This window comes from Bacteroides sp. MSK.20.12, assembly GCF_019052435.1.
In the GTDB taxonomy this organism is placed as follows: Bacteria; Bacteroidota; Bacteroidia; order Bacteroidales; family Bacteroidaceae; genus Bacteroides; species Bacteroides xylanisolvens.
Genome location: NZ_JAHQVH010000006.1, coordinates 125,520 through 142,655 on the forward strand (window position 1 = coordinate 125,520; position 17,136 = coordinate 142,655).

Here is a 17,136-nt window from a genome sequence, read left to right on the forward strand (position 1 = left end):
TTACTGCTTATTAAAGTTTTTATTGGTTGCTTTATATTTCTGTTTCGGATGGTTGGGAATTCCGGGGTATAGTCTCTCTATTGTACCGTTTTGAAGCATTCTGGGGATAATAAAATTGATAAGATATTTAAGTGTTTTATGAACTTTTGTTGCTATTTCTTCAATACTAATATAGTCTTGTGATAGCGAAATGATGAGTGCTTGCAATTCTTCAAAAGTCATTCTTTGTTTATTTTGCTTTGAACTCTCCATGTTACTCTTCAGACTCTCCATGTTACTCTTCAGACTCTCCATATTACTTTCCGAGCTCTCCATATTACTTTCCGAGCTTTCCATATTATTCTCTGAACTTTCAACCTTATCTTCCAAAGTTTCAAACTTTCCCTCAGATTCATTAATATGGTATTTCGTTCCTCTGCCATTTCCTTCTGCAATCAAAAATCCTTCATTACAGAGTTTTTTTAGCATCTTTGTGATATCTGAACGATGTTGAGGAACAACGTATTGTAGTTGAGTGTTATTAATCTCATTTTCACTATAACAAGTAACCAAAGCCGTTAACTCATCTTGGGTTAGTTTTTCAATCTTTCCATCAAATAGTTCTTTTAGTTTGATTACAGCATCATCCGGTAATAAACTTATCATAGGTAAAGTTAGTTCCACCTTGTCCGGACGGTTCAATTCTTCAACATACGGTTTTTGCCAGTTAGCTTCTCTCCAACCTTTTATAATCTTATTTACACCGCTACCAGCTTTCTCCGAGAAACCGATTAGCATGAACATTTTTTGTAATGCTTTATTACGGCATACGCTGTCTCCCCCTGAATAATATTGTGTTTTGCTGACCAACATTGTTCCGGGATTCTTGAAGCGGTATTTATCTACCCACTGTTCAACAACAATGTTTCCTTCTTCCGAGAAATCACAATGAATAAGTGTGTTGATAAATGCTTCACGTATTGCAATATGTGTGGGAGTCTCATCAATTCGTATACCATTTCTTATTTGGAAAGGTTTAGGGAGTATGACAGTCAGTTTAGGGTATACTTTGCGATAAAATTGGAAGAGATTTGCTTCCCAAGTTCCGTCCGGGCAGATACGATCTGACCATCTGATAGAATCGTCTGCTCCTAAATGTTCCCTATAATCTGGAAAATAATTAGGAGCGCATTCAGGATCTGTGATACTTTCTGTTTTGCCGAACATAAGTATTCCGGCTAAAGTGAAACCTTCCTCTTTAGTATGCCGGTCTTTACGATACGCTTCCAATTTTGTCAGAAATTCCAGGTCATTCAGGCTAAGCCATGGATGAGATGGTTTCAGATTGGCAAATAGTTGCCTGTATTGTGTCAGGGTTTCCTTATCAATATCTTCTATGGAATAATTGCACAGGATTCTGGAATCACGTGGGTGGTTTTCGTCCGAATCTGCAATCAAGCGTTTCACTTCAGCATCTGTACATTTATAATCGCCTTCATGGTTACGTTTAAATGTATGTCCGCCAAAAGGATTTCTTGTTCTGTAGATAGGACGTTGTATACGGGTTGCACGAGGAACATAAATGAGGAGCAGATTTTTTCCTTTATAACAACCTTCATACAGGTCGTTATCAGAAAGCAGATTCTCATTTACACAATCCGGATTATTAATCTGATTCCAAAAGTCTTTTTTGTACTGGCTGATTTGTTCTTTTGTCAGTCCTTCAATAATGAATTGCTGTTTATACTCTTTCACACCAAGTATAATAACTCCTCCATCTGTATTGGCAAAAGAAGAATAAGTGTCCCATAAACTGTTGGGAAGACCATCTTTGGCAATCTTGAATTCCAAATCTACAGCTTCCTCTTTTTGTATCAACGAGTCTATATAGTCGGTGAAATCCCACTCTTCCAGATTGTTGAGTACGATTGGTTTCTTATTTTCCATTTCTTCTTTCTGCTTTATTCTCTGCAAAAATACGGATAAATTCGTACCTTTGCACACTTCTATCATATTAATGATTATTGGACAGTAAAATGAATATAAAAGATTTTGAAATAATGGCTCCTGTGGGTTCGCGCGAATCTCTTGCTGCGGCCATTCAGGCAGGTGCCGATTCTATCTATTTCGGTATAGAAAACCTGAATATGCGTGCCCGTTCGGCTAATACATTTACGATTGATGATTTGCGGGAAATAGCCCGTACGTGTGACGAGCACGGGATGAAGAGCTACCTGACGGTCAATACGATTATCTATGATAAAGATATCCCTCTGATGCATACCATTGTCGATGCGGCCAAGGAAGCGGGAATTTCTGCGGTAATTGCAGCTGATGTGGCAGTGATGAATTATGCCCGTCAGATAGGGCAGGAGGTACATCTTTCCACCCAGTTGAATATCTCCAATGCGGAGTCTTTGAAATTCTACGCGCAATTTGCAGATGTGGTAGTATTGGCCCGTGAGTTGAATCTGGAACAGGTGGCCGAGATTTATCGTCAGATACAGGAAGAACATATCTGTGGTCCGAGCGGTGAACAACTTCGTATCGAAATGTTCTGCCACGGCGCGCTTTGTATGGCAGTATCGGGTAAATGCTATCTCTCTTTACATGAGATGAATCATTCGGCCAATCGCGGTGCTTGTATGCAGGTATGTCGTCGTTCTTACACGGTTCGTGATAAGGAAACGGATGTGGAACTGGATATTGATAACGAATATATCATGTCTCCCAAAGACTTGAAGACCATCCATTTTATGAATAAAATGTTGGATGCCGGTGTACGTGTATTCAAGATTGAAGGCCGTGCCCGTGGACCTGAATATGTACGTACGGTGGTTGAATGTTACAAAGAAGCTATCAAGGCTTATTTGGATGGAACATTCACCGATGAAAAGATTGCGGCTTGGGATGAACGCCTGAAAACCGTATTCAACCGTGGCTTCTGGGATGGATATTACTTGGGACAGCGTTTGGGCGAATGGACCAGGAATTATGGTTCGGCAGCTACGGAACGTAAGATTTATGTAGGTAAAGGTATCAAATACTTCTCTAATATCGGAGTTTCCGAATTCCTGGTAGAAGCGGCTGAAGTAAGTGTAGGCGATAAGCTTCTCATTACAGGGCCGACTACCGGTGCCCTATTTATGACTTTGGAAGAAGCTCGTGTTGACTTGGAATCTGTGCAAACAGTGAAGAAGGGACAGCATTTCTCCATGAAATCGGATAAGATACGTCCCAGTGACAAGCTGTATAAACTGGTATCGACCGAAGAATTGAGGAAGTTCAAAGGACTCGACATTGAGCAAAAAAGAGGCTAACTGTTATTTCTCAACTTTTAATTCTCAATTTAAATGAACTATATCTATGAATTGGAAATGAAGGTTCGCGATTACGAATGTGACCTTCAAGGTATTGTCAATAATGCCAATTATCAGCACTATCTGGAACATACCCGCCACGAGTTTCTGACTTCGGTGGGTGTCAGTTTTGCTGCACTTCATGAGCAAGGAGTCGATCCGGTAGTGGCACGTATTAGTATGGCATTCAAGACTCCATTGAAAAGCGGAGATGAGTTTGTCTCGAAACTATATATGAAAAAGGAAGGTATCAAATATGTGTTTTATCAGGATATCTTCCGTAAGAATGATAATAAAGTAGTAGTGAAATCCACTGTTGAGACGGTATGTGTGGTAAACGGACGTTTAAGTGACAGCGAATTGTTCGATAATGTCTTTGCGCCCTACCTGAAATGAACAGCTCGGAAGAAGAACAAATTTATAGTATTGCTCTGACAATGGTGCCCGGTATCGGGCACATAGGAGCAAAACATTTGATAGATGGAATGGGTAATGCCGTTGATGTCTTCCGTCTGCGCAAAGAAATACCGGAACGTATTCCAGAAGTAAGTCAACGGGTGATAGAGGCATTGGATTGTCCGCAAGCTGTGCTCCGCGCCGAACAAGAATATGAATTTATCCGGAAGAATCGGATCTCTTGTCTGTCTTTTCATGATGAGGCTTATCCTTCCCGTTTGCGGGAATGTGAAGATGCCCCTGTCGTTCTTTTCTTTAAAGGAAATGCCGATCTAAATTCCCTTCATATCCTGAATATGGTAGGAACCCGTAATGCTACTGATTATGGGACACAAATCTGCGCCTCTTTTCTGCGGGATCTGAAAGCACTTTGTCCTGAAGTGCTTGTAGTCAGCGGTCTTGCTTATGGAATCGATATTCATGCGCATCGTGAAGCTTTGGCCAATGAATTACCTACAGTAGGTGTTTTAGCTCATGGGCTGGATCGTATTTATCCTCATGTCCACCGGAAAACAGCTGTTGACATGCTTGAAAAAGGGGGATTACTGACCGAATTTCTGTCCGGCACCAATCCCGACCGGCATAACTTTGTCAGCCGTAACCGTATTGTCGCCGGTGTGTGTGATGCTACAATTGTCATTGAATCAGCAGAGAAAGGCGGTTCACTGATTACAGCCGAACTTGCCGAAGGTTATCATCGCGACTGTTTCGCTTTCCCCGGTCGCGTGAATGATGAATATTCAAAAGGATGCAACCTGTTAATCAGAGAAAACAGAGCTTCTTTGTTATTATCAGCCGAAGATTTTGTGAAGGCTATGGGCTGGGAGGTTAGTGCTCATTCGGCAAAAGTGGCAAATGTGCAGCGTAGTCTTTTTCTTGATTTGTCTGAAGAGGAGCAAAAGGTTATTGAAATTCTTGAGAAACGAGGCGATTTACAGATTAATACATTAGTAGTTGAAGCGGATATTCCCGTGCAGAAAATGAATACGATTCTTTTCGAGCTTGAAATGAAAGGTGTAGTTCGTGTGTTGGTAGGGGGAATGTACCAGTTATTATAGTAATTTCCTGATAATTTGTATACTTTATATTGTGGAGAAACAGAAACCTTTTCGTATTTTTGGCAAAATTTCGAAGGTACAATGAGCATGGCAAAAAAGACAAAAGCAGATAAAAAGACGAAAAGCACAGTGAATAAAGTTTCTTATCATTATCGACCGGACAATATGACTTTGCAAGACTGGCAGATTGCTTTGCGGAGGCAGGCGGCAATGAAAGAGAAGTTTGTAATATCTGAGAGAGACAAAAAAGAATATCCCGGTTATTATACGGTGATAAATCCTACATCCGGCAATGAATATAATGTGGTATACAGAGGACATCAGAGTCCTTGGAATTATTGTTCGTGTATGGATTTTAAGGCAAGCCAATTGGGTACTTGCAAACATTTGGAAGGAGTCAAACTATGGATTAGAGAGAAAAGACGTAAAGTTTGCCGTGTCACGCCACCGTATTCTTCCGTATACCTGTCTTATCAGGGAGAGCGTAAAGTTTGCTTGCGAATCGGTACGGACAATGAGGAGGAGTTCCGCAAACTGGCAAGTCCTTATTTTACTCCCGACGGAGTGATGCGCCCTGCCGCCATTGACTCGATAACTGAATTCTTGAGGGCTGCTACCCGCCTGAATAACACATTCCGTTGGTATCCCGACGCACTGGGATTTATACTTGAACAGCGTGATTTGCGGAGGCGGTCGCAATTGCTACCGGACTATGCTTCGGACACAGCATTGGACACATTGCTGAAAACAAAACTTTACCCTTATCAGAAAGAAGGAATCCGTTTTGCTTTTCGTGCCGGAAAATCTATCATCGCGGATGAAATGGGACTGGGCAAAACTATCCAGGCTATTGGAACGGCTGAACTGATGAGGAAGCATCAGTTTATATCTTCCGCTCTGATTATATGCCCTACATCATTGAAATATCAATGGAAAAAGGAAATAGAGCGTTTTACCGATGCCAAGGCTATTGTGGTAGAAGGAAATCACCTGACCAGGAAAGTGCTATATGGAGCGGAAGAATTTTATAAGATAGTGTCTTACAACAGTGTGTGCAATGATATTAAAATCTTGAAGTCTCTTCATACTGATTTCCTTATCATGGATGAAGTGCAGCGTCTGAAGAACTGGAATACTCAAATATCCAAAGCAGCCCGTCATATTGAGTCGGATTATTCGGTTATTTTATCCGGTACTCCATTGGAGAATAAGTTGGAGGAACTTTATTCCATCATGCAGTTTGTCGACCAGTTTTGTTTGGGACCTTATTATCAGTTTCTTGACCAGACTGTTGTCCGGTCGGATACGGGTAAGGTGGTTTCTTACAAGAATCTGAATGCCATTGGCGAGCAGATGAAGAACGTACTGATTCGCCGCCGGAAAAAAGATGTAGCTCTCCAGTTGCCCGGGCGGATGGATAAAGTTCTGTTTGTGCCGATGACTGAGCAACAGAGGAATATGCATGATGAATATCAGTCTATCGTGTCGCAACTAGTATTCAAATGGACGAAAACCCGTTTCCTGAGTGAGAAAGACCGGAAGCGGCTATTGTTGATGCTTAGCCAGATGCGTATGCTTTGCGACAGCACTTATATTCTTGACCAGAAAACCCGTTATGATACGAAGGTGGAGGAAACGCTGAATATTCTCAGGAATGTCTTTGAGAGTGGAGATGAGAAGGTGGTTATTTTCAGCCAATGGGAGAGGATGACTCGTCTGATAGCGAAAGAACTGGACGTTTTAGATGTCCGGTATGAGTATCTTCATGGGGGGATTCCTTCCGAAGCCCGTAAAAATCTGACGGATAACTTTACCGAACTGCCGGAAAGCCGTGTCTTTCTGTCAACTGATGCCGGAAGTACAGGGCTGAATCTGCAAGTTGCGTCTATACTTATCAATCTCGATTTGCCTTGGAATCCGGCCGTTCTCGAACAGCGTATTGCCCGTATTTATCGTATCGGTCAGAAAAAGAATATCCAGGTTATCAATCTTGTTGCCAGCCAGACTATTGAAGAGAGGATGTTGTCTACCCTCAACTTCAAAACTTCTCTTTTTGAGGGTATCCTTGATAATGGTGAAGATACCATCTTCTTGGAAAACAGCAAGTTCGACAAGATGATGGATAGTCTCAAGGTGGTGGCCGAACCGTCTGAAGAAGTGGACGGAGCGCATAATCGTATGGCGGGCTGCAGTATTGATTTGAATGATAATGAAGAGAAAGTTGTGGAGGAAACGGCTGTTTTGCAAACGACGGACACGGATTCATTGGCATTGCTTGAGGAAGAAACACCTGAAGAAGGAGTAACAGAGGTGAGTACGGAAAAGAAGTCTTCTGTATCTGCGGCAGATAATAATCCGGAGCAATTGCTTCAGCAGGGATTTTCTTTCCTTAGCGGACTGGCACGTACGCTTAGTTCGCCAGAAGCTACTCAGAGATTGGTTGATTCTATTGTAGAGGAAGATAAGGAGACAGGTCGGACTAGTATTCGGATACCTGTATCTGATAAAGAGAGTGTAGTGGGGATTCTGAATTTGTTCGGGAAACTGTTGGCGGCAGGGAATAAGACATAAAAAAAGGAGCAACGCCTTGCTCCAACCTTTGTTAACCTTAAATCTAATACTATGAAAAAAATCACATGACAAATATAAGCCTTCTTCTTGCCCTTTCCAAATAATTTTGTTGTATTTGTTTCTCTTTTGAATTCTTTTACGGATTTTCACTGTTAACGGGCACAATATGCTTCCATTCCCAGTGATGTTCGAGATTCTGTATAGCTTTATTGCTGAGTTTGCTTTAAATTTCTTCACATACCGGCATATCCATTCCCTTATACACCACCACAATCTTATGAAGTTGTGTGGCATCGACCGCATTCTTCACCGTCTCGGTTTCTGCATAGCGGTTAGCTTGTGTAATCCCTTCCAGACGCAGTTCTTCCACACGGCTTTCGGGGTCTTTATATTTGGCGTATTTCAGTTCTACAATGTAGCTGTGCTTCATGCCAGAATAGATATCCAGTAGCGGACAGAGGAAAATATCGACATATCCTGCCTGTGTATCCTGTTCGGAAATGGGACGGTAGAAGCGGTTCTGTGCCGTCATGGCAAGCGTAAAGCCGTGGACAAAAAGTTCACCTTTCTGTTTGTCGCGTTGGGAAGTGTAACGTTTCAGGCAGTCGGCAATATAACCGAAATAGGCTTTCCAGTTAGCGTGGTAGGCAAGGGTGCTGGCAGTTCGTTCTTCTCGTAACCGCTGAAACTGAGATCGGCTTCGTCATAAGTACTCAGCAGATAGGTGTAGATTTGTTCGCGGACTACCTGATTGGGGATGGTAAGTTTAGTCTTTCCTTCATACATACCACTGATAGTAAGCATGCCGAAATAATAGAGCAGGCTCACAAAGTTGTCGGGGTTGGTGATCCCTGGGTGCTTTGCCTCGTTGAATATAATTCTTGACGAAGTAGAGCACCATATTTGAGTTGTACATGGTGGTTTCGCCATAACATTCTTCCGTAAAGCAGTAGTTGTCATACCAGGGTTTTATTATTTCTATCAATTCGTCCACCATATCTTGTGGCAGATAGTCGGCATATATTTTGCAGAAGTTCTCAAAGGTGGTGCCACAATGCGCATCCAGCCTCTTTCGGTAGTTGTGCAGTTCACCGACTATTCCGGAGAAGTTGAGATACAGCACCAAATACCTGTTCCGGTCAGGGGGTAGGGTGTTTTCCGATGTAAAGGTCGTCAAACAGGGCATCGAACTTATTCTTGGCAAGTATATCATAATAATGTTGCAACATATTTACTGTAAGACTTTTGCCGAAACGGCACGGGCGAATAAAGAAGAAAAACTTGTCTGCCTCTTCTATCATGGGGATAAACCGGATTTTGTCCACATAATAACAGTCGTCGCGGCGGATTACTGCGAAGTTCATCATGCCGTATGGGATACGTTTTCTGCGCGGTATTATATATTCTTCCATAATTTAGTTAGTTTTGTCTTAAAAGTGTCTTTAGAGTAGTAGTGATGCACAGAGAATCGATTTATGATCGGCAATCTGTGCATCTTTTATTGTATATATGTCAGTAAAGCATTTCTTTTTTAAACCATACTTCAAATACTGGATCTGCAAGAACTATCTCTTTTCCATTTGTCTCTATGAGCTCCTTTTGTAGTAATGCATTTTTTAAGCGGACAATATTGGCCGATGTTCCTAAATTGTATTTTGAAATGACTTCTTTGCTGCTGAATTTAGTGTGTATTCCATCAACAATTGCTTTTAGAAAATTCATTTGATAGGCAGAAAGGTTTTCTGTTTCACTTTGGAATAGAATATTGTTTTGGTCGAGTAGGTCTTCCAATGCATAAGAAAGTTGTTCTGTGGTTGCTGTATTAATGGTACGTATCCAAAGTAGCCAGGAAAGTTGCTGTACATAAGACGAATGGTTGTCTACAAGGCGGCAGATTTCTTCTGCAAGTTCGGGAGAAATGTGTTTTCCTGTATTTTCAAATCGTTTGCATATATATTCAATCCAGTATTTTGTTTCTATTTTTGCGAGATAGATAGCATCTCCAAATTTATAGAATGGTAAATTCTTCTTTTCAAAGAGTTCGTTCATTAAATGCTTTTTACTTCCGAAAAGACAATATGAGACATGTTGTTGTAATTGCCATACGCTACGTAGCTTTTTCTGAAACGTTTTGGAATCTTCGAAATCCGAAATTTGTTGGAACTCATCAATGCAAATGACTATCTGTATTCCTTTCTCTATTGCAATTTTTTCGGGTAACTGTAAGATGTCATTCTCCGTATTATTTTGCATGTTGTACTCGAATGATATAGAGAAATCGTTCATCGGATCTGCTCCGATAGAGATTTTGGGATTGATGTGTGAGAGGAATTGTTTAGTATTCTCTATCCATTCCTCCCATTTGGAAGAAGTTTGTTTTAAGATAGAAGTGGCAAAGAGACGATAAAACTCATTTTCGGTGCGACAGGAAAAAATGTCTATGTAGACCACTTTTCTCTTGTTATCTTGTGATAGCTGGGCTACTTTCTTAACTAGTGATGTTTTTCCCCATCTTCTAGGAGAAATAAGCACTGTATTTACACCATGTGCAAAGTTTAGGAGTAAACGTTGAGTCTCTTTTTCGCGATCTGTAAAGTTATCTCCGGAAGTGGCTACACCAAAAACAAACGGCTTTTCCATAACTATTCTTTATTATTCTTATTGGGCAAATATAGTGATTCTTTGAAATACTAACAAGTTTGTTACTAACAATGTTGTTACTAACAGACTTGTTAGTATTCTTAAAAGAATAAATGCGAACATAAAACAATTTGATTTGTTATTTATAGTAAATGGATCTATTTAGAGGTGGCCTTCTTTCATTATGATATTAAACATCTCTTTATATCTATTTTTTAAGGTGCTTGTTTGACTATATGTCAGTTTAAACCTTTATATTTGTATATGTGAAGTTAACCGAAGAAAAAATCACTTATTATTGGCTATGATGAAAAAGGAAATTAAATTCAGTCTTGTTTATCGGGACATGTGGCAATCTTCCGGTAAATATCAACCTCGGGTTGATCAGCTTGTCCGTATCGCTCCTTTGATTATTGAGATGGGCTGTTTTGCCAGAGTTGAAACGAATGGCGGTGCTTTTGAGCAAGTGAATCTGTTGTACGGCGAAAATCCTAATAAGGCTGTCCGTGCTTTTACCGCACCTTTTAAAGAAGCGGGTATTCAAACGCATATGCTCGATCGCGGATTGAATGCGTTGCGCATGTATCCGGTTCCGGCAGACGTACGTAAATTGATGTATAAAGTCAAGCATGCGCAGGGAGTGGACATCACACGCATTTTCTGTGGACTGAACGAAACAAGAAATATCATTCCTTCTATTAAATATGCTTTGGAAGCAGGTATGATTCCGCAGGCAACTCTTTGTATCACCTATTCTCCCGTACACACTGTTGAGTATTATGCTCGAATTGCCGATCAACTGATTGAGGCCGGTGCACCTGAAATCTGCTTGAAGGATATGGCGGGTATCGGTCGTCCGGGTATGTTAGGAGAATTGGTCAGGACTATCAAGGAGAAACATCCGGATATATTGATTCAATATCATGGTCATAGCGGACCGGGATTGTCTATGGCTTCTATTCTTGAGGTTTGCGAAAATGGTGCGGACATCATTGATGTGGCTATGGAACCGATGTCTTGGGGCAAAGTGCATCCGGACGTAATCTCTGTGCAGGCTATGTTGAAAGATTTAGGCTTCCAGGTTCCCGACATAAATATGAAAGCATATATGAAAGCTCGCGCTATGACGCAAGAATTCATTGATGATTTTCTGGGTTATTTTATGGATCCTACCAATAAATATATGTCTTCACTTCTACTGAAATGTGGTTTGCCGGGTGGTATGATGGGTTCCATGATGGCAGACTTGAAAGGAGTACATTCCGGTATCAATATGATATTAAGGAGTAAGAATGAGCCGGAACTTAGTCTGGATGATTTGCTTGTGATGCTTTTTGATGAAGTGGAATATGTATGGCCTAAGCTGGGGTATCCTCCTTTGGTGACTCCTTTCAGCCAGTATGTGAAGAATGTTGCATTAATGAATCTTATGCAGCAGGTAAAAGGGGAAGATCGCTGGACAATGATAGATAACCACACTTGGGATATGATTCTGGGTAAAAGTGGACGTCTTCCGGGTAAGCTCGCTCCAGAGATTATAGAGTTGGCGGAATCTAAAGGATATGAATTTGTCGATACCGACCCGCAGTTGAATTATCCGGATGCTTTGGATGAATATCGGAAGGAAATGGATGAAAATGGCTGGGAATATGGAGAGGATGACGAGGAACTTTTCGAACTGGCCATGCACGATCGCCAATATCGTGATTATAAGTCCGGGGTTGCCAAAAAGCGTTTTGAGGAAGAGTTACAACATGCTAAAGATGCGGCAATGGCAAAGAACGGATATTCGGAAGAGGAAATTAAGAAATTGAAGCGTGCCAAGGCGGACCCGGTCATTGCTCCTGATAACGGACAGGTACTTTGGGAAGTTTCCGTAGAGGGACCATCCATTGCTCCATTCATCGGACGTAAATATCAGCATGACGAAGTCTTTTGTTATCTTTCTACCCCGTGGGGAGAATATGAAAAGATTCTGACCGGATTTACCGGACGTGTGGTGGAAATATGTGCGCAACAAGGTACCAATGTACGTAAAGGAGATGTAATCGGTTATATTCTACGGAGTGATATCTTTGCGTAAGCCTTTTTATAAGAGTTAGGGGTATAAGCTACACCTAATAAAGAATTTTAGTAGGGTGTCTTAAAAGTGTTTTTAAAATAGTAGTGATGCACAGAAAATCGATAACTAATCGGTGATCTGTGCATTCTCATTATTGTTACCTTAATGTAATAATTCTATGAGTATGTTACTATACCAGTACTTTATTCTCTAAAAGTTCTATGCGTTTGCACAATATCTCGATAAACCGGCTGTTTGCCTTGATTAGTTCACGGAGATCCTCTGCAGCTTCGATGCGGACAGTGCTACAATCTTTCGCGACTCCGATATTTGTCCCGATTGTACCTGTGTTATTGACATACACATTTCCATCTATTTTATTAAATAGCTCCAATGCAGACATATTTAGCACTTCTGCTATTTTGTTCAGCCTTGTTAATGTGAGGTCGGTTTCACCATACTCAATCTTACAATAGGCACTTGTTGACAGGTTCAACTTTTCTCCCATTTGTTCTTGAGTAAGATTCTTTTCCATACGAAGCATTTGCAGCCGATGTCCTACTATCTTTTTTAAATCCGTTTCCATGTATATTGTTGTTGGGAAGCAATTTTTATTCGACAAATGTAACAATTTTAGCGGATATAACAAATGCTATTTTATACTTATTCAAAGGAACTGAAGAAAATACAATGATGGAAAGATTTTGAATGAGAGAAAAATACTTCATATTATCGTACATACTGCAATATTCCTTTTATATTTTCCTTTCTCGTTGATATTTGGATAATACTATGCGTTTAATGGATAGTTGTAGTAAATATTGTGTATACAATTGATCTTGATGTGTGCTTAACTTTGCAACCGGAGAAACACGCAGTGACTCTTAACACTTAAAAAACAAACATTTCATTAATAATAAAAGAAAAACAAACATGAAGAAGATTTTACTATTGTTCTCAATCTGCTTAATTTCGATGTTAGGTTATGCACAAACTAATGAAGATGGAAAAGAAAGCGTTTACATTGATTATTTTTCCCGTCCTGGCAGTATAAACAACATTTTAGCAGAAGCTTTGCGTAATAAAATTATTGAAGGTATTCAAGAAATGAATCGTGTCGTGTTGATTGACGTTGATTCTAATGAAGCATTGAAAACCGAAGCCAGGCGGCGTCAGGAAGCTTCCGCTATGGGAGATGTTGTTGCCAGAAGCGAGGCTATGACGACGTTGGGAGCTAAATATCTGATTCAGGGGAACATTACAAGTATGCAGGGTATTAAAAAAACGGACAGTAAAGGAAAGCCCTATTATAAAGGAAGTGTTTCTTACACATTAAAGATTGTGGATCCTTCTAATGGTACGCTCAAAGGTACCCAGGCTTTCTCTCATGAAGGGTTGACGGGAAGTATAGGAGATACTCCTGAAGAGGCAATCATTAAAACGTTGGATTATGCCAAAATAAGTATGGATGACTTTGTTAACGAGAATTTTAAGATACAAGGTACGATTGTGCAAGTGGAAAGCACAAAGAAAGATAAAGCACAAACTGTATACGTTGATCTTGGAACAAAAAGAGGTATACAGAAAGGACAGAAGTTTACTGTTTACATAGAGATGGACATTGCCGGTGAACTGTCATTGAAAGAAATCGGTCGCTTAAACGTGAAAGAAGTGTTGAGCGGGGCACGTTCTTTGTGCAGTGTCAGCAAAGGTGGGGAAGAAATCATGAGAGCTACCAAGGAAGAAAGGAAGTTGATTATCATTTCGAGGAAAGATACCTTTTTGTCACTATAATCAATTTCAATTATCAACTTTTCTCCTAGCAAAAAGAAAATGAAACTACGAATACCACTTTTGAGCCTGCTGGCGACATATACTATTCATCTCACAGCACAGGAGCTATACTCCAATGATCTGTCTTGCGTGAAAGCAGATAATAATTTGGCTGTTATCGCAGCCTCCGGAATAGCAGAAAAGAAGAAAGATGTATATTCTATGGCATTGAAGTCGATTTTCAACGCTCTCTTCTTGAATGGTATTGACGGAGTAGAAAACGGTCGGCCGCTGGTTGGGAAAGAAGACTCTTACTATATGAACCAGTTTTTCAATTCACGCTATATGCTTTTTGTGAAAAATTATGAGACGGTCGAAGAACCGGTGCGACAATCTTCCAGACTTTATAAGGGTACGGTTACGGCCCAAATTTTACTGGGTGCACTTAAAAAGGATTTGATACGGAACAAATTGATGACAAAGCCCATGGAGGAGATGTCGATGGAAGAAACCCGGCAACAGGTTGCTCTTCCAACCATTATGGTGGTTCCTTATAAAAGTAATGACCGGAGTTCGTATGCCGGTATCCTGAAAAATGATTTTGATCTTCGCGTAGCGGTAAGTACGGTAAAAGAAGGATTCGTCAAACTTGGTGTGAAGACGGTAGCTGCCGAAGGAAAACAGGCAGGTACTCTGCGTGCTTCTGAATGGGAGAGTAAGAATGCTGATTCTAATGATAAACAGTTGTTGATGAATTCGGGGGCAGATGTATATGTGATTGTTGATTTGCAGAAAGATATATCGGCAACCTCAGGTAGTAGGGTATCATTGATTATGACTGCTCGTGAGACCGCTACAGGAATTGATTTAGCCAGCCGGAAAAGCTGGACGAACCGCTTTAGGACAACAGATGTGGACAAACTATGTGCGTATGCGGCACAGGATGTTTTGGATGGTTTTCTGAAAGATATTTCAAAGGAGTTTGCTCGGAGAGTCCAACAGGGAAATACGATAGTTCTTCGGGTCAGTCTTGCTGATAACGCTGTCAATACGATGAACAGCCGGATAAACGGGAGCACTACTCTTTCGGCGCATATACGCAACTGGGTGAGGAAGAATGCTCAGGGAGGATGCTACCATATTCAAGGTGCTGTGGATGATAGTCTGATATTTGATTCGATACAGATTCCGGCAAAGGATAGCGACGGCTTGCCGATGGATTGCATCACGTTTGCGGATAATCTGGTTAATTATCTGAATGATTCCGGAATAGATAGTGAACATAGAGTGGATGGAAGTACCATCTATTTGACTATTCAATAAATCAAGGACGTATGAAACATTGGCTTTTATTTATTCTTGTGATTTCATGGTTTTGCTTTCCGCTTTCCGGTCAACAAACGAACCGTCCTGACTGGGTGAAACAGCATCCTGTTAGTGGTTTAAGTTACATCGGAATAGGAATGGCTGAAATATCGGAAGGAGATTATCAGCAAAAGGCAAAGCAAAACGCTTTGTCTGACCTTGTATCTGAAATTCAAGTGGTGATTGCCGCCAATTCTTTGTTGAATACGTTGGAGGACGATGGTAATGTGAAACAAACCTTCGCAGAAAGTATTCGTACAGAAGCCCGGGCGGAAATAGAGAACTTTCGTCTGGTGGATTCCTGGCGAAGTGACAATGAGTATTGGGTTTATTATGAATTGAATAAGGGCGATTATGCAGCCTTGGTGGAAGCACGTCGTCAGAAGGCAATCCGTAACGGATTCGATTTTTGGTATAAGGGACACATTACTTTACAACAGGGAGATTTAATGACTGCCATTGAATTATTCTCAAATGGAATGGAGGCTATACGCCCGGTGCTTAATCAGGAGTTGTTCTGCTCTTACGAAGGAAAGACAATTAATCTGGCGACCGAACTATATGCGGCTTTGGCTGGAGTATTTGATGGAATAACGATTGTTCTGAATCCGGCAACCGTTTCAGTCACGCCGTTTCAAGGTATAAGGGAGCCTATTGCTATAGGTGTTTACCGTAATGGAAATCCGTTAAGGAATATCCGGTTGAAAGCCGAGTTTGTTTCCGGGTCGGGAGATTTGTCTTCCATGTCTCCCACCGACGAATCGGGAGTTGCCGCTCTTTATGTGCGCAATATTACTTCTAAACAGGCACAGCAGGAAATTGGAATTTCATTAATTGATGATGTGTTCAGCTTGTTCCGGAAGGGAAGTTATGCAGCTTTATTCAAACAAATGCTTTCTTCTCTTCCCGGAGCAACGTTGACTATCAACACGGTGCAGACACAGACTTCTGCTTATGTTAGAAGTGCGCAGAGCGATATAGAGGCGGTGGAACGAACTGTGAAGAGTTTGCTGAACAATCATTTCTTTAACGTAGTTGCATCTCCTTCTGAAGCCGACATTATCGTTACATTGGATAATAAGTGTCGTAAAGGCAATACCGTTCCGGGTGAACTGTATAACTTCATCGAATTCTTTTCTACGTTGGGGATTAAAATAGAAAATAACCGGACGGGGCAAACCATGTTGAATTATTCTATTAATGATGAACGGACATTAGTACCTGAAAATAAGTCCGCTTCTCAAGGCAAGAATATGGCGGCGCGTGAATTGATAAAACGGCTGAACCGGGAGTTTGCACGTGAATTGAAGAAAATAACATTCGACAGAACCGGAAAGATTCCGGAAAGACAGAAGATGTTGCCGGATGTTCCTGTTCCGGTAGTCGGTTCTTCCGTACCGGAAAAAGAAGCTGATCCGGTTATATCTGTCCCTGTTGTGGTGCCGGAAGTTATTCCTGCTCCTTTGGTTCCGGTTAAGTCCGCCAAACCAGAGAATCAAAAGGCAATTCGGGTTGAATGGTTGGATGGTGTCTTTGTTGAATTTGACAAACTTGCAACTTTGGGAGACAAATCGAGGATACATCTTAAGATTGTGAATACAAATGCTGACGATTGCGAAGTGGACTTATATAGTGGAAATCTGACGGTTATAAACGAAAAAGGTGAAGAATCTCCGATTGTCAGTCTCAAACTGGGGTCTAAGTTCAATGACCGCAGAGTCACTGCGCTCATTGTGCCTGATCTGCCTACGGAGATGGTTATTGAGGTAAGTAAGTTGCAATCTGTGGCACTGCTGCAATTGAAGGATTTCAAAAATAATATAGTGAAGTTGAGAGGCTTGAAATGAATCATATATTAACATTAAAAAAGACT

The 17,136-nt window shown here is 40.9% G+C and carries 11 protein-coding genes and 1 pseudogene; 8 read left to right on the forward strand and 4 right to left on the reverse strand.

Annotation, left to right across the window (positions count from 1 at the left end; all coding sequences use genetic code 11):
- Positions 1 to 1,992 carry an RNA-binding domain-containing protein gene (locus tag KTR06_RS05315; RefSeq protein ID WP_049701383.1) on the reverse strand — a complete coding sequence of 664 codons (1,992 nt, stop codon included), beginning with the start codon at positions 1,990 to 1,992 and terminating at the stop codon, positions 1 to 3.
- A 23-nt stretch (positions 1,993 to 2,015) separates the two neighbouring features.
- Between KTR06_RS05315 and KTR06_RS05320 the strand changes: the two genes are divergently transcribed.
- From KTR06_RS05320 to KTR06_RS05335, 4 genes are all read left to right on the forward strand, one after another.
- Entirely contained in the window at positions 2,016 to 3,299 is a 1,284-nt protein-coding gene (locus KTR06_RS05320) for a peptidase U32 family protein (protein WP_032811929.1), read from the forward strand.
- 33 nt (positions 3,300 to 3,332) lie between these two features.
- Complete coding sequence (locus KTR06_RS05325; RefSeq protein WP_007757582.1) at positions 3,333 to 3,734, forward strand: thioesterase family protein; 402 nt, start codon at positions 3,333 to 3,335, stop codon at positions 3,732 to 3,734.
- Complete coding sequence (gene dprA / locus KTR06_RS05330; RefSeq protein ID WP_004317027.1) at positions 3,731 to 4,852, forward strand: DNA-processing protein DprA; 1,122 nt, start codon at positions 3,731 to 3,733, stop codon at positions 4,850 to 4,852. The genes KTR06_RS05325 and dprA overlap by 4 nt, the downstream gene beginning before the upstream one ends.
- Before the next feature lie 87 nt (positions 4,853 to 4,939).
- Positions 4,940 to 7,423, forward strand: a complete 2,484-nt coding sequence (locus KTR06_RS05335; RefSeq protein WP_207895140.1) for a DEAD/DEAH box helicase — start codon at positions 4,940 to 4,942, stop codon at positions 7,421 to 7,423.
- A gap of 223 nt (positions 7,424 to 7,646) precedes the next feature.
- Here the strand turns inward: KTR06_RS05335 and KTR06_RS05340 are convergent.
- Together KTR06_RS05340 and KTR06_RS05345 are read right to left on the reverse strand one after the other, a co-directional pair.
- Positions 7,647 to 8,790 (reverse strand): annotated as a pseudogene (locus tag KTR06_RS05340) (AAA family ATPase).
- Between the two features lie 145 nt (positions 8,791 to 8,935).
- Complete coding sequence (locus KTR06_RS05345) at positions 8,936 to 10,063, reverse strand: ATP-binding protein (protein WP_117684005.1); 1,128 nt, start codon at positions 10,061 to 10,063, stop codon at positions 8,936 to 8,938.
- Between the two features lie 307 nt (positions 10,064 to 10,370).
- Here KTR06_RS05345 and KTR06_RS05350 point away from each other — a divergent pair, with 307 nt between their 5' ends.
- Positions 10,371 to 12,146, forward strand: coding sequence for an oxaloacetate decarboxylase (locus tag KTR06_RS05350; protein WP_117809049.1), 1,776 nt, complete (start codon positions 10,371 to 10,373; stop codon positions 12,144 to 12,146).
- Positions 12,147 to 12,315: 169 nt separating this feature from the next.
- On the opposite strand, the gene KTR06_RS05355 is transcribed toward KTR06_RS05350, so the two are convergent.
- Positions 12,316 to 12,711, reverse strand: coding sequence for a helix-turn-helix domain-containing protein (locus tag KTR06_RS05355; RefSeq protein ID WP_004312261.1), 396 nt, complete (start codon positions 12,709 to 12,711; stop codon positions 12,316 to 12,318).
- Between the two features lie 347 nt (positions 12,712 to 13,058).
- Between KTR06_RS05355 and KTR06_RS05360 the strand changes: the two genes are divergently transcribed.
- The 3 genes from KTR06_RS05360 to KTR06_RS05370 are packed head-to-tail and all read left to right on the forward strand — an operon-like array spanning position 13,059 to position 17,110.
- Positions 13,059 to 13,919 (forward strand): hypothetical protein, encoded by an 861-nt coding sequence (locus KTR06_RS05360; RefSeq protein WP_055234487.1) that lies wholly within the window; start codon positions 13,059 to 13,061, stop codon positions 13,917 to 13,919.
- A gap of 39 nt (positions 13,920 to 13,958) precedes the next feature.
- Positions 13,959 to 15,221 carry a DUF6175 family protein gene (locus tag KTR06_RS05365; RefSeq protein WP_217290029.1) on the forward strand — a complete coding sequence of 421 codons (1,263 nt, stop codon included), beginning with the start codon at positions 13,959 to 13,961 and terminating at the stop codon, positions 15,219 to 15,221.
- 11 nt (positions 15,222 to 15,232) lie between these two features.
- Positions 15,233 to 17,110, forward strand: coding sequence for an LPP20 family lipoprotein (locus KTR06_RS05370; protein WP_004312264.1), 1,878 nt, complete (start codon positions 15,233 to 15,235; stop codon positions 17,108 to 17,110).
- The last annotated feature ends 26 nt before the right edge of the window (positions 17,111 to 17,136 follow it).

Bases quoted from the DNA above. Each gene is read 5' to 3' on its own strand.
- KTR06_RS05315 (WP_049701383.1), bottom strand. From the start codon at position 1,992: ATGATAGAAGTGTGCAAAGGTACGAATTTATCCGTATTTTTGCAGAGA.
- KTR06_RS05320 (WP_032811929.1), top strand. From the start codon at position 2,016: ATGAATATAAAAGATTTTGAAATAATGGCTCCTGTGGGTTCGCGCGAA.
- KTR06_RS05325 (WP_007757582.1), top strand. From the start codon at position 3,333: ATGAACTATATCTATGAATTGGAAATGAAGGTTCGCGATTACGAATGT.
- dprA (WP_004317027.1), top strand. From the start codon at position 3,731: ATGAACAGCTCGGAAGAAGAACAAATTTATAGTATTGCTCTGACAATG.
- KTR06_RS05335 (WP_207895140.1), top strand. From the start codon at position 4,940: ATGGCAAAAAAGACAAAAGCAGATAAAAAGACGAAAAGCACAGTGAAT.
- KTR06_RS05345 (WP_117684005.1), bottom strand. From the start codon at position 10,063: ATGGAAAAGCCGTTTGTTTTTGGTGTAGCCACTTCCGGAGATAACTTT.
- KTR06_RS05350 (WP_117809049.1), top strand. From the start codon at position 10,371: ATGAAAAAGGAAATTAAATTCAGTCTTGTTTATCGGGACATGTGGCAA.
- KTR06_RS05355 (WP_004312261.1), bottom strand. From the start codon at position 12,711: ATGGAAACGGATTTAAAAAAGATAGTAGGACATCGGCTGCAAATGCTT.
- KTR06_RS05360 (WP_055234487.1), top strand. From the start codon at position 13,059: ATGAAGAAGATTTTACTATTGTTCTCAATCTGCTTAATTTCGATGTTA.
- KTR06_RS05365 (WP_217290029.1), top strand. From the start codon at position 13,959: ATGAAACTACGAATACCACTTTTGAGCCTGCTGGCGACATATACTATT.
- KTR06_RS05370 (WP_004312264.1), top strand. From the start codon at position 15,233: ATGAAACATTGGCTTTTATTTATTCTTGTGATTTCATGGTTTTGCTTT.